The 13,227-nt window shown below is 69.7% G+C and carries 9 protein-coding genes; all 9 read right to left on the reverse strand.

Translation table 11 applies throughout. The annotated features are described in order from the left end of the window. A partial coding sequence (gene ftsZ / locus ACAM49_RS33470) for a cell division protein FtsZ (protein WP_369639550.1) occupies positions 1–1,090 on the reverse strand: 1,090 nt, incomplete at its 3' end. 316 nt (positions 1,091–1,406) lie between these two features. Beyond that, positions 1,407–2,243 (reverse strand): cell division protein FtsQ/DivIB, encoded by an 837-nt coding sequence (locus tag ACAM49_RS33475; protein WP_369639551.1) that lies wholly within the window; start codon positions 2,241–2,243, stop codon positions 1,407–1,409. Positions 2,244–2,249: 6 nt separating this feature from the next. After that, positions 2,250–3,695 (reverse strand): UDP-N-acetylmuramate--L-alanine ligase, encoded by a 1,446-nt coding sequence (murC, locus tag ACAM49_RS33480; RefSeq protein ID WP_369639556.1) that lies wholly within the window; start codon positions 3,693–3,695, stop codon positions 2,250–2,252. A gap of 116 nt (positions 3,696–3,811) precedes the next feature. Continuing rightward, the gene (gene ftsW / locus ACAM49_RS33485) at positions 3,812–5,368 is read right to left on the reverse strand and encodes a putative lipid II flippase FtsW (RefSeq protein WP_369639552.1); all 1,557 of its coding nucleotides are present in this window, start codon (positions 5,366–5,368) and stop codon (positions 3,812–3,814) included. Then, positions 5,365–6,807 carry a UDP-N-acetylmuramoyl-L-alanine--D-glutamate ligase gene (gene murD / locus ACAM49_RS33490; protein ID WP_369639557.1) on the reverse strand — a complete coding sequence of 481 codons (1,443 nt, stop codon included), beginning with the start codon at positions 6,805–6,807 and terminating at the stop codon, positions 5,365–5,367. The genes ftsW and murD overlap by 4 nt, the downstream gene beginning before the upstream one ends. A 52-nt stretch (positions 6,808–6,859) precedes the next feature. Continuing rightward, positions 6,860–7,936, reverse strand: coding sequence for a phospho-N-acetylmuramoyl-pentapeptide-transferase (mraY, locus tag ACAM49_RS33495; RefSeq protein ID WP_369639553.1), 1,077 nt, complete (start codon positions 7,934–7,936; stop codon positions 6,860–6,862). Continuing rightward, complete coding sequence (murF, locus tag ACAM49_RS33500) at positions 7,933–9,417, reverse strand: UDP-N-acetylmuramoyl-tripeptide--D-alanyl-D-alanine ligase (RefSeq protein WP_369639554.1); 1,485 nt, start codon at positions 9,415–9,417, stop codon at positions 7,933–7,935. The genes mraY and murF overlap by 4 nt, the downstream gene beginning before the upstream one ends. After that, on the reverse strand, positions 9,414–11,069 hold the full coding sequence (locus ACAM49_RS33505) for a UDP-N-acetylmuramoyl-L-alanyl-D-glutamate--2,6-diaminopimelate ligase (protein ID WP_369639555.1): 1,656 nt from the start codon (positions 11,067–11,069) through the stop codon (positions 9,414–9,416). Before ACAM49_RS33505 ends, murF begins: the two co-directional genes overlap by 4 nt. Before the next feature lie 140 nt (positions 11,070–11,209). Continuing rightward, the gene (locus ACAM49_RS33510; RefSeq protein ID WP_369639558.1) at positions 11,210–12,970 is read right to left on the reverse strand and encodes a peptidoglycan D,D-transpeptidase FtsI family protein; all 1,761 of its coding nucleotides are present in this window, start codon (positions 12,968–12,970) and stop codon (positions 11,210–11,212) included. Between the last annotated feature and the right edge of the window lie 257 nt (positions 12,971–13,227).

Here is a 13,227-nt window from a genome sequence, read left to right on the forward strand (position 1 = left end):
CCGGTTCGGGCGCGCGGGCCGGTTCGGCGGCGCGGGCGGGGGCGTATTCGGGGCTGCGGCTTACCGATCCGGCCGAGGCGGAGGCGGTGGAGCTGGCCGTGGAGCTGAAGCGGCTCACGGCGGGCTCGATGCGGCGGGAGGGGCCGCTGCCGTCGAAGCCGGCGGCGATCACCGTGACGCGGACCTCGTCGCCGAGGGAGTCGTCGATGACCGTACCGAAGATGATGTTGGCCTCGATGTGCGCGGCCTCCTGCACCAGCGAGGCGGCCTCGTTGATCTCGAACAGGCCGAGATCGGAGCCACCGGCGATGGAGAGCAGCACGCCGTGCGCGCCGTCCATGGAGGCTTCCAGCAGCGGCGAATTGATCGCGGCCTCGGCGGCCTTGACCGATCGGCCCTCGCCGCGGGCGGAGCCGATGCCCATCAGGGCCGAACCCGCGCCGGACATGACCGACTTGACGTCGGCGAAGTCGACGTTGATCAGACCCGGGGTGGTGATCAGGTCGGTAATGCCCTGAACACCGTTGAGCAGCACCTCATCCGCCGAACGGAAGGCGTCCATCAGCGAGACGGCCGCGTCGCCCAGCTGCAGCAGCCGGTCGTTGGGGATGACGATGAGGGTGTCGCAGGACTCGCGCAGGGCCTGGATGCCCGCCTCGGCCTGGTTGCTGCGGCGCTTGCCCTCGAACGAGAACGGCCGCGTCACAACGCCGATGGTGAGCGCGCCGAGCTTGCGCGCGATGGACGCCACGACCGGGGCGCCACCGGTGCCGGTGCCGCCGCCCTCGCCCGCGGTCACGAAGACCATGTCGGCGCCCTTGAGGACTTCCTCGATCTCGTCCTTGTGGTCCTCGGCGGCCTTGCGGCCGACCTCGGGATCGGCACCGGCGCCCAGGCCGCGGGTGAGTTCACGGCCGACATCGAGCTTGACGTCGGCATCGGACATCAGCAGAGCCTGCGCGTCGGTGTTGACCGCGATGAACTCGACTCCCTTGAGTCCCTGTTCGATCATCCGGTTGACGGCATTCACGCCGCCGCCGCCGATACCGACGACCTTGATCACAGCAAGGTAGTTGTGCGGGGGCGTCATGGGCTCTCGCCTTCCTTCGATCTGAAACAGCTTGTCGTCTTCGGTTACTCGCCATGTGCCGGGCGAATGGTCTCGGTCCGATAAACCCTCAACCACAGCTTCAGCGTTATGTCAAGTACCTGGTGCGGAACGGTATTCGCAGCCACCCCGTTACTCGCGCAGGCGCGCCGAAACGAGTGTCAGAATCTTGTGTGATTCGCCTCGTCCGACCCACATGAGCATCGTATCGTGGACGGTTACCCTCCGGTCCTGGATCGGAACCGACGGTGCCCTTCCGGCAAACCACCGAAAATTTCGGCGGCCCAATAGGTATCGCTCACTTTACCGTGACCAGATTCGGACTCGAAACATCGAATACCTTGCCCGGCTGGGAAAGCAGGGGTCCGACCACCGCCGCCTTGCGCGGCGAATCCACGGTCCCACCCCAGAGCACGGTACGCCCGTCACGCAACTCCAGGGCAATATCCGAAACCGAGCGGGCCACAACCGCTCCCACCCCCACCTGGTCGCGCAGCGGAACCGGAATGGCGGCCATGACCGCGACGGCGGCCTTGGTCGCCGGATCCGAACCGCCCGGATGGTCGGTAATGAGTTTGGGCACTCCGGGTCCCGGCGGCTCGATCGCGAATTCCACGCTGTCGCAATCGAGCAGGTGTGTCCCATCCGGGCTGTCGAAGTACAGCACCGGGGTGCGCTCGACGACCGTCACGCGGACGGTGGACGGGAACACCCGCTGCACGCGCGCCGAGCGCACCTTGGGCAGCCGGGCGACCTTCTCGGCCAGGGCATCGGTGTCCAAGCGCAGCATCGAGCCGTCGGGCACCTGGAGCACGTCCAGAACCTGTTGCTCCGGAATGGCGCTCAGGCCGTCGACGCGGACCGTGCGGACCGCCAGCAGGGGCGTGAACCAGGCGACCAGTCCCAGCGCGATCAGGGCCACCACCCCCGCGAGCACGCCGAAGCGGACCTTGCGGGAGCGCCAGGCGCTCAGGAACCGGGATTCCTCGCGGACGCGACCCCGGCGCAGGCGCGCACGGCGGGCCGCGGCGCTCTCGGTGGCCTCGTCCGGCTCATCGGTTTCGGCCGGATCGGCCTCGTCCCAATCGTCTTCGGCCGCATCCGCTGTCGTCGGTGGCGATCCACCCGAGGTCATGGGCGCTCACCGCCCGTGGCTGGGCCGGGCGCGCAGCCCGTCCAGGATCTGGCCGCCCAGCATGGTCACATCGCCGGCGCCCATGGTGATCACCACATCGCCGGGCCGCGCCAGCGCGCCGACCTGCTTGCCGACCCGCGACATATCCGGCTGGTAGTGCACGGGTTTGGTGACCGCATTGGCCACCAGCGCGCCGTTCACCCCGGGCAGCGGCTCCTCGCGGGCGCCGTACACGTCGAGCACGACCACCTCGTCGGCCAGCGAGAGCGCCTCGCCGAACTCGGTCGCGAAAGTGGCGGTGCGGCTGTACAAGTGGGGCTGGAACACCACGATCACCCGGCCCGGGCGCGAGCGCGCGCCGTCGCGGGCCTCCTGGGCGACCAGTTCGGCGGCGGCCGACAGCACCGCGCGCACCTCGGTGGGATGGTGGGCGTAGTCGTCGAAGACGCGCACGCCGTTCTCGCGCCCGGTGAGCTGGAAGCGGCGGTGCACTCCCCCGAAACCTTCGAGGCCCTGGATGATTTCGCCCATATCGGCCCCGGTCGCGCGGGCGGCCAGCAGTGCGCCGAGCGCGTTGAGGGCCATGTGGCGGCCGGGCACCGACAGGCGCAGGGTGCGCGGGGCGGCCTCGTCGGAGAGCTGGAAGACGGCCACGCCGCCCACATCGCGGGGCTCGAACGACAGCAGCCGCGCGCCGACGGGGACGTCGGAGCCCTCGAAATCACCGGAGCCGTAACCGATCACCTGGATGCCGCGGGGATCGTCCTTCAGCTTGGCCGCCGAACGCTGGGCCAGCCCGAGCGAACCCGGATCGTCCAGGCACACCACCAGGCGGCCGCCCGGTTCGAGCCGGTCCACGAAGTCGTCGAAGACCTGCACGTAGGCCTCGTCCGTGCCGAAGTAGTCCAGGTGGTCGGATTCGATATTGGTCACCACCGCGACATCCGGCGCGTACTGCAGCAGCGACCCGTCGCTCTCGTCGGCCTCGGCCACGAAGATGCCGCCGGTGCCGTGGTGGGCATTGGTGCCCGCCTCGTTGAGCTCGCCGCCGACGGCGAAGGACGGATCGAATCCGCAGTGCTGCAGGGCGACCACGAGCATGGAGGTGGTCGAGGTCTTGCCGTGCGTGCCCGACACCAGCAGCGTCTTGTGGCCCTGCATCAGGGAGGCGAGTACGGCGGGGCGCAGCAGCACGGGCACGCCGCGCTTGTGTGCCTCCACCAGTTCGGGATTGGTCTTGGGGATGGCGGCGTAGGTGGTGACCACGGCGGTCGGCCCGCCGGGCAGCAGGTCCAGCGCGCTCGCGTCGTGCCCGATGCGCACCTCGGCGCCGCGCGCCCGCAGCGCCAGCACGCCGCGGCTCTCCTTGGCGTCCGAACCGGACACCATGCCCCCGCGCGACAGCAGAATTCGGGCGATACCGGACATACCGGCTCCGCCGATGCCGATCATGTGGACGCGCCGCAGGTGTTCGGGCAAGTCGGTGTGCTCTCCCGCGACCAGCTCGGCGTGCACTCCTGCGATCGGCTCAGTCGCGGTAGGCGCTTCGCTGTCCGGCCGCTCCACTGTCACCTCGAATTACCCCGTTCCCTCGCGTGTTTCATCGGATAGTTGGGTTCCCAGGCGCGGGTGCCGCGCCACGATTCCGTGGATCGGCTGCTGCGCCCCTTGGCCCGATTGTCGTCCGCCGCCGAGCGGCTGGTGCGCCGGGCCGAATCCGAATCTATCGAGCGGCGCGAGGCCGGTTCCGACCCGCCCCGTCCACGGCCCGATGGTAGCGCGCGCTTGGGCGGGCTCGGCTTGACCTTGGCCTTCGCCTGGGACCGGGCGCGGGCGGCCTTGGACTTCTCGCGGGCGGCGCGCGCCCGTGTGGGCGAATACATTTCGGGCTTGGGCAGCCGCAGCAGGCGGCTGAAGCGACCGTCCCCGCCGGCGTGCAGCGCGGCCACCGCCTCCGGTTCGTGCCGGGCGGCATTGGCGATGATGCCGAACATGAGCAGGGTGATGGCCAGCGAGGAACCGCCCGCCGACACCAGCGGCAGCTGCAGACCGGTCACCGGCAGCAAACCCACGACATAGCCGACATTGATCAGGGCCTGTCCGGTGATCCAGGTGGTCGCCGAGGCGGTCAGCAGCCGGATGAACGGGTCCACCGAGCGGGTGGCGATGCGCAGGCCGGTGTAGACGAACAGCGCGAACAGCCCCAGCACCAGGGCGCAGCCGAGGAAGCCGAGCTCCTCGCCGATGATGGCGAAGATGAAGTCGTTGTGCGCGTTGGGCAGATAGCTCCACTTGGCGCGCGACTGCCCGAGCCCGCGGCCCCAGATGCCGCCGTCGGCCAGCGAGTACATGGCCTGGCGGGCCTGATAGCCGATGCCCTGCGGATCGGAGCCGGGGCTGAAGAAGGCCCGCATGCGGTCGGACCGGTATCCGGCCGACAGCGCCAGGATGGCCGCCGCGACGCCGCCGGACACCGCGATGGTGACGAACATGCGCAGCGGCAGCCCGCCGAACCACAGCAGCGAGGTGAGGACAATACCGAGGGCGATGGTGGTGGACAGGTTGGGTTCCAGCACGACCAGGAAACAGACCAGCAGGCCCGCGGGGACCAGCGGCATGAGAATGTCCTTGTACCCGGACTTTTCGCTCTTCCGCGAGGCCAGCAGGTGCGAACCCCACACCACCAGCGTGATTTTCACGATCTCCGACGGCTGCACCGAGACGAAGCCGAGGTCGAACCAGCGGCGCGAGCCCTGCACCTCGGTGCCGATGCCGGGAATCAGCACCAGCACCAGCAGCACCAGTGACAGCGCGAAGACCGGGAACGACAGCTGCCGCATCACCCGCAGCGGCACCCGCAGCGCGATGTAGAACAGCACCGCGCCGAAGGCGGCCATCATGGCCTGCTGGATGAACAGCGAATACGCCGAGCCGCCATCGGCATAGGACTCGACGCTCGACGCCGAGAGCACCATGACCAGGCCCAGCACGGTCAGCAGCACCGCGATGGCGACGACGAGGTGGAACGACGCCAGCGGGCGGGCCAGCCATGCTCCGAACCATCCGGCTCGCGCACGCTGCTGGGGCTTGGTACTCCCTACCCGCCGCGGCGTCGCCGTCGTCATTCGGATCTCCCGATGTCCTTCTCGTCCAGGGCCTGCACGGCGGCCGCGAAGCTGCGCCCGCGGTGCGTGTAGTCGGCGAACATGTCCAAGGACGCCGCGGCCGGGGCCAGCAGCACGGTGTCGCCGCGATGGGCGAATCCGGCCGCCACGCGCACCGCGCGTGCCATCACCGCTTCCGGTTCGATCTCGGTGAAGGGGTCACCCATCCGAGCATCGTCCCCCGAATTCAGCTCCACCACCGGGACATCGGGGGCGTGTCGCGCCATTGCGGCCGCAATCACCGGCGCGTCCTGGCCGAAAAGCACGGCCGCGACGAGGTGTTCGCGGCACTCCTCGATGAGGTCCTCGACGCTCGCGCCCTTGAGCTGTCCACCCGCCACCCAGATCACGTTCGGGTGGGCCAGGATCGAGGAGCGCGCGGCGTGCGGGTTGGTGGCCTTGGAGTCGTCGACGAACTCGACGCCGGACAGCTCGCGCACGAAGGCGGCGCGATGCGGGCCGACCTTGTGCTCCTGCAGGCCCTCCTTCACGAACTGCGGCGCCACGTCGATGGCCCGGGTGAGCGCGGACGCGGCGAGCGCGTCGGCCACCCCGGCCGGTCCCTGCGGGCTGATATCGCCGACCTCGGCCAGGATCGCGGCCTTGGTGAAGGCGCGGTCCAGCAGCTTGCCGTCCACCACGCCGAGCTCGCCGTCGGCGGGGACGCCGATGCGGAAGCCGACGGTGCGGCGCGCCTTGGACTTTCGGGCCAGCGCCGAGGCGACCGCGTCGTCCAGGCCGACCACGCCGACCCGTCCGGTCAGCGCGCGGGCCTTGGCGGCGGCGTAGGCGTCCAGGCCGCCGTGCCAATCCAGGTGATCCTCGGCCACATTCAGCACCACCCCGGCCTCGGGGCGCACCGACGGAGCCCAATGCAGCTGGAACGAGGAGAGTTCCACCGCCAGGATCTGCGGGCCGGGGTTGCGGCGCAGCGCGTCCAGAATCGGGAGCCCGATATTGCCGCAGGCCACCGACGGAATCCCGGCGGCGCGCAGGATCGAGTGCGTCATCTGGGTGGTGGTGGTCTTGCCGTTGGTGCCGGTCACCACCAGCCACTTGCGGACCGGACCGTAGATGCGGGCCTGGTCCACCCACCACGCGAACTCGACATCGCCCCACACCGGGATGCCCTCGGTGACGGCCGAGACCAGCACCGGGGAGTCCGGCCGCCAGCCCGGGCTGGTGATGACCAGCGCGAAGCGTTGCAGCGCATCGGGTTCCAGCAGATCGTCGGTGGTGGCGGTGCCCAGGCCGAGTTCGGCGGCCTCGGCCAGCGCCTTACCGCCGCCGTCGGTGACGATCGGTCGCGCGCCGATGTCCTGCAGCGGCTCGATCAGCGAGCGCCCGGAGACGCCCCAACCGGCCACCAGCACATCACGGCCGCGCAGGAATTCGAGCATGGGCCCCGGTGAACGCAGGACCCTCGGAGAATGTTCGGACATTGCTGCTCACTCACCCTGCCGCAGAGAGGTATTCGCTGTAGAACAGGCCCAGCCCGATTGCCGAGGCCATACCGGCCAGCAACCAGAACCGGATGATCACCGAGGTTTCGGCCCACCCGCTCAGCTCGAAGTGGTGATGGAACGGTGCCATCTTGAACAGGCGATTGCGCGTGGTGCGGAAGACCGCCACCTGCAGCACCACCGACGCGGCCTCGGCCACGAACAGCGCGCCGATCACGACCATGAGCAGTTCGGTGCGGGTGGTGATGGACAGGCCCGCGAGCAGACCGCCCAGCATGAGCGAACCGGTGTCGCCCATGAAGATCTTGGCGGGCGCGGCATTCCACCACAGGAAGCCGATGCATGCCGCGCCGCCGGCGGCGCACACCAGCGCCAGGTCCAGCGGGTCGCGCACGTTGTAGCAGCCCGCCACCGCGTGCGCGGAGCAGGCGTTGCGCCACTGCCAGAAGGTGATGATCATGTACGCGCCGAGCACCAGGGACATGGAACCGGCTGCCAGACCGTCCAGGCCGTCGGTCAGGTTCACCGCGTTGGACCAGGCCACCACGATGATGCAGACGAACGCCAGGAAGATCACCACGGCCATGGACACCGTATTGATGTCGCGGGTGTAGCTCAGGTGCTTGTCGGCGGGCGTGAGGCCGTGGATATTGCGGAATTGCAGTGCCAGCACGCCGAAGACGATGGCCGAGGTGAGCTGGCCGATGTATTTTCCGGCCGCGGTCAGGCCCAGATTGCGCTGCTTGCGCAGCTTGATCAGGTCGTCGAGGAAACCGACGAAGCCCAACGAGGTGGCCAGGCCCATGACCAGCAGGCCCGAGGCCGAGGGGCCGGGCTCGCCGTAGGTCATGGAGATCAGGTGCGAGCCGAGGTAACCGGCCCACATGCCGATGATGATGGCGACGCCGCCCATGGTGGGGGTGCCGCGCTTGGCCTTGTGGCTCTCCGGGCCGTCGACCCGGATCTCCTGTCCGAAGCCCTGTTTGGCGAAATAGCGGATCACCACGGGGGTCAGCAGGATGGAAACGGCGAGCGCGATGGCCGCCGACAGCAGGATTTGAGTCATCGCGCGGCCTCCTCGTCCGCACCGATCAGATGCTCGGCAACAGTCCACAGGCCAACGGATTTCGAGGCCTTCACCAGTACCACGGCACCCGGTTCGAGTTCCTCGTCGAGCAGTTCGAGGGCCGACTCGATATCGGGGACGTGGATGGCCTCCTCGCCCCAGGAGCCCTCCTGGACCGCGCCCTGGAACATGGCGCGCACCGGACGACCCTGGCCGACGACGACGAGCCGGTCCACATCCAGCCGCACCACCAGTCGGCCGATCTTGTCATGCTCGAGCACGGATTCCTCGCCCAGCTCACCCATTTCGCCGAGCACCGCCCAGCTGGGGCGCGACTCGGTACCGGCCTTGGCCATGGTGACCAGCGCCTTGAGGGCGGCGCGCACCGAATCCGGGTTGGCGTTGTAGGAGTCGTTGACGATGGTGACGCCGTCGGCGCGGGTGCGCACATCCATGCGGCGGGCCGAGGCGGCGGTCGCGCCGGACAGTGCGCGGGCGACGGTCTCGAGGTCAGCGCCGAGGTTGAGTGCGACGGCGGCCGCGGACAGCGCGTTGCCGACCTGGTGCTCACCGTGCACGGCGAGTTGGACATCGATGGATTCGCCGTTGGCGTGCAAGGTGAATCGCGCCCGGGCCTGCTCGTCGAGGACGACGTCGGAGGCGCGGACATCGGCGCCCGCGGCCTGCCCGACCGTCACGACGCGGGCCTGCGTGCGCTCGGCCATCTTCGCGACCAGGTGGTCGTCGGCGTTCAGCACCGCGAACCCGGAAGCCGGAAGGGCTTCCACCAGTTCACCTTTGGTCTGCGCGATGGCCTCGCGGCTGCCGAACTCGCCCAGGTGCGCGGTGCCGACATTGAGCACGACGCCGACGCTGGGCGGCGCGATCTCGGTGAGCGCCTTGATGTGTCCCGTACCCCGCGCGGACAGCTCGAGCACCAGGAAGCGGGTGCCGGCGTCGGCGCGCAGGGCGGTCCAGGGGTGGCCGATCTCGTTGTTGAACGAACCGGGCGGGGCCACAACGGGTCCCAGCGGGGCCAGCGTCGCGGCGATCAGATCCTTGGTGGAGGTCTTGCCGGAGGAGCCGGTCACGCCGACGACGGTCAGCGTGCCCGCGGCCACCAGGCGATCCACGCTCACCCGGGCGAGCTTGGCCAGCGCGTCCAGCACCGCCGCACCCGAACCGTCGGTGTCGTGGGCGAGCGCGATGGCGCGCGTGTTCCCGGGCCGCGGCTCCACCACGATGGCGGGCACGCCGACCGGCCGGGCCGCCAGCACCGCGACCGCGCCGCGCTCCACGGCCTGCGCCGCGAAGTCGTGGCCGTCGGCGTGCTCGCCCGGCAGCGCCAGGAACAGGTCACCGGAACCGATGCGGCGCGAATCGAATTCGGCCGCGCCGGTGACCTTCGCCTCGGGGTCGGGGGCGTCGTGCAGCGTGCCGCCGACCACCTCCGCGAGCTCCCGCAAAGTCATCTCGATCATGAATGCGTCAGGTCCCTCGTCTTTTCCGACAGGGCGGCCGCGAGTACCTCGCGGTCGTCGAACGGATGCTTCACTCCTGAAATCTCCTGCCCTGTCTCATGTCCCTTGCCCGCGATCAGCAGCACATCACCGGGTTGCGCCCAGGCGACGGCGGCCTTGATCGCGGCCGCCCGGTCCCCAACCTCCCGGACCTCTCCGCGTTCCGCTTCCGGCACCTGTTCGGCGCCGGCGAGTACCGCGGCGCGAATGGCGGCCGGGTCCTCACTGCGCGGATTGTCGTCGGTAATGATGGCCAGGTCGCTGCCGCGCGCCGCCGCCGCACCCATCAAGGGCCGCTTTGCCATATCGCGATCACCGCCCGCGCCCACCACTACCGCCAGACGCCCCTCCCCTTGTTCGGCCAACCACGTGCGCAGTGTCGCCACGACCGATTCGATCGCGGCGGGCTTGTGCGCGTAATCCACCACGGCCAGAAAATCCTGACCCTCATCCACCCGCTGCATGCGGCCCGGGACATCGACGTCCCCGAGCGCCACAGCGGCAGCCTCCGCCTCGACTCCCGCCGCCACGCACACCGCGACGGCGAGCAGCCCGTTGGCGATGTTGTAGGTACCCGGAAGCCGCAGGCGCACATCCACATTGACATCGGGGCCCATCGCGATGAACTCCTGGGTGCCGCCCGGTCCGGCCGTGATGCCGTCGGCCCGCCAATCGGCCTGCACGCCACCGCCGATCGCGACGGTCCGCAGCCGGGAGTCCGACTCCGGCAGGTCGTCACCGATCTCGGCAGCCAAGCGTCGGCCCCACTCGTCGTCCACGCAGATGACGGAAACGGCTGCCGCCACCGACGGTCGCGGCGACCCGGCGGAATCCGGGCCGTCCGGGATGAACAGGCGCCGCTTGGCGGCGAAGTAGTCCTCGAAGTCGGCGTGGAAGTCGAGATGGTCCTGGGACAGATTGGTGAACGCGCCGACCGCGAAACGCACGCCGTCGACCCGGCCGAGTGCCAGGGCGTGGCTCGAGACCTCCATGACCACCGCGTCCACGCCCTGCTCGACCATGAGCGCGAACATGGCGTGCAGCTGCGGAGCCTCGGGCGTGGTCAGCGCGGAGGGCACCCGGACGCCGCCGATGCGGGTCTCGATGGTGCCGATGAGCGCGGTGCGCAATCCGGCGGCGGCGAGTCCGGCCTCGACCAGATATGAGGTGGTCGTTTTGCCGGAAGTGCCGGTGATGCCGACGATGCGGAGTTTGCGAGACGGATCACCGTAAAGGGCCGACGACAACTCGCCGAGGATGGCGCGGGGCGCGTCGTGCACGAGCACCGGGACGCCGATCTCGCCGATCAGCTCCGCGCCCGCCGGATCGGTCAGGATCGCGACCGCGCCGCGCTCCACCGCGTCGGCGGCGAAACGGGCGCCGTGCGAATGCGCACCGGCGAGCCCGGCGAAAAGATCGCCCGCCCGAACCGCATTCGACCGCTGCTCGATGCCGGTGACCTGGATGCTCTCCAGTCCCTCCGCGGCGGTGGCGCTGCGCGCGCCCGTGAGTTCCTCCACCTGACGCAGGCTGGTCGCTGACGGGGCAGCGGGCCGAAGCACCTGCGGGCTGGACTGCGCGGGCACGAAGCTCCTCTCCGGGGTGACGGTCATATGCAGAAATCGTCCGGCTGACCGGATCGACGTGTCAGGTTACCTGTGTTGGATCGCCGAGCGATCGGCACGGCGCAGTTCGGTCATCCGGGGCTGTGCGCGCCGGTGGCGGCACGGGTCACTACCATCCGATCCCTGCTCTAACTCGCCTGCAGAACCAGCTGTTTGGCGGGCGGCGACGGCGGGATGCGGTCCCGCTGCAGCAGCCACGACGCGATGCTGTGGAACAGCGGCGCGACCGAGCCGCCGCCGCTGCCGTCGGAGCTGCGCACCGGGGCGTCCAGCATCATGCCGATCACGTAGCGCGGATTGTCGGCGGGGGCCATGCCCGCGAAGGTGATCCAGTAGCGGTCGCTGGAATAGCAGTGGCACTTGGGATCGACCTGCTGGGCGGTGCCGGTTTTGCCCGCGATCTGATAGCCCTCGATCGCGGCCGGAATACCGGTGCCGCCCTGGTTGCCGCCGTTGGGGTCCTTCTGCACCACGGCCTGGAACATCTGCCGCAGGGTGCGCGCGGTCTGCGGGCTCACCACCTTCACCCCGTCCGGCGGCTCCTCCTCGGTGCGGGTGCCGTCCGGGGCGACCTTGGCCTTCACGATGCGCGGCGGAATCCGCACGCCGTCATTGGCGATGGCCTGGTACATGGCCGTCATCTGCAGGGTCGTCATCGAAAGACCCTGTCCGATGGGCAGGTTCGCGAAGGTGGAGCCCGACCACTGGTCGCGCGCGGGCAGCACGCCGGCGCTCTCGCCGGGCAGGCCGACGCCGGTGCGCTGGCCGATGCCGAACTTCTTCACCATGTCGTACCAGCGGTCCTCGCCGACGCGCTGGGCCAGCATGAGCGTGCCCACGTTGGACGACTTACCGAAGACGCCGGTGGTGGTGTACGGCGCGAGCCCGTGCACCCACGCGTCGTGCACGGTGACGCCGCCCATATTGATGCTGCCTGGAACCTCCAGCACCTCATCGGGATTGGTGACGCCGTACTCGATGGCGGCGGCCGCGGTGACCAGCTTGTTCACCGAGCCCGGCTCGAAGACCTCCTGCACCGACGGGTTGCCCAGGTCGGTGGTGGCCCAGGACTGCGGATCCATCGACGGGTTGAAGGTGTTGTCGTTGGCCATGGCCAGCACCTGGCCGGTGTGCACGTCCAGCACCACCGCCGAGGCGGCGCCCGCGCCGGAGAGGTCCTTGGCCTGCTGCACCTGCTGCTGCACGTAGTACTGCAGATCCGAGTCGAGGGTCAGTTCCACGCCCGAGCCGTTGACCGCGGGCTGGCGGTCGCGCCAGGAACCCGGGATCACCGCGCCGTCGGAGCCGCGGTCGTAGGTGAGCGAGCCGTCGGAGCCGGCCAGCAGCGCGTCCATCGAGGACTCCAGGCCGATCTGGCCGTGCCCGTCCCAGCCGGTCGCGCCGATCACATTGGCGGCCAACGCGCCTCCGGGATACTCGCGCATGTCCTGGCGTTCCTGCCCGACCTCCGGGAACTGCAGGCCGATATCCGCCGCGATCCGGGGATCCACATTCCGCACCAGGTACACGAACGGCTCGTCGCTCTTCAGCTTGTCGAGAATGTCCTTCTCGGGGGCCAGTTTGCCCAGCTTCTCGTGGATGTATTTGGCGATGGCCGCGAGCCGGTCATCGGGATTCGGCGCGGTCTTGGGCTTCTGGTCGTGCGCGTCGGCCAATTCCTTGCGCACCCGCACCGGCTGGAAGGTCAGCGCCTTCGCCGCGATGGTGAACGCCAGCGATTTCCCGTATCGATCCAGAATGGCGCCGCGGGTCGCGGGATCGGCGATCTTCACGGTCCGCTGACTCGCCGCCTCCGCCGAGAGCTTCGGCGCGGAAACGCTCTGCACCCACAGCAATTGGATGGCCGCCACGGCGAGGGCCACCAGCATCACCAGTCGACCCACCCCGAACCGGAATCGGGTGCCCGAATCCAGTCCCGGAGCGGGCCGCGGTCTGGACTGCCGCCCCGGACCCGAACTCGCCCGCCCGGCGGCGCTGCGGCTCCGGCCGGGATTGCCGCGGCTCCGGCCGGAATCGCCTCGGCCGCGGCCGGAATCGCGCCCGCGCGCGGGGCGGCCGGGGCTCATGAATCCGTCCCGTTCGTCCGGGTCACCTCGGCGCCCCGTTCGCCTGGACCTGCGGGTTC

It is taken from the genome of Nocardia sp. JMUB6875 (assembly GCF_041154655.1).
Lineage (GTDB): Bacteria > Actinomycetota > Actinomycetes > Mycobacteriales > Mycobacteriaceae > Nocardia.

Coding starts and splice junctions, on each gene's coding strand:
- ACAM49_RS33475 (WP_369639551.1), bottom strand. CDS start 2,243: ATGACCTCGGGTGGATCGCCACCGACGACAGCGGATGCGGCCGAAGAC.
- murC (WP_369639556.1), bottom strand. CDS start 3,695: ATGATCGGCATCGGCGGAGCCGGTATGTCCGGTATCGCCCGAATTCTG.
- ftsW (WP_369639552.1), bottom strand. CDS start 5,368: ATGACGACGGCGACGCCGCGGCGGGTAGGGAGTACCAAGCCCCAGCAG.
- murD (WP_369639557.1), bottom strand. CDS start 6,807: ATGCTCGAATTCCTGCGCGGCCGTGATGTGCTGGTGGCCGGTTGGGGC.
- mraY (WP_369639553.1), bottom strand. CDS start 7,936: ATGACTCAAATCCTGCTGTCGGCGGCCATCGCGCTCGCCGTTTCCATC.
- murF (WP_369639554.1), bottom strand. CDS start 9,417: ATGATCGAGATGACTTTGCGGGAGCTCGCGGAGGTGGTCGGCGGCACG.
- ACAM49_RS33505 (WP_369639555.1), bottom strand. CDS start 11,069: ATGACCGTCACCCCGGAGAGGAGCTTCGTGCCCGCGCAGTCCAGCCCG.
- ACAM49_RS33510 (WP_369639558.1), bottom strand. CDS start 12,970: ATGCTGGTGGCCCTCGCCGTGGCGGCCATCCAATTGCTGTGGGTGCAG.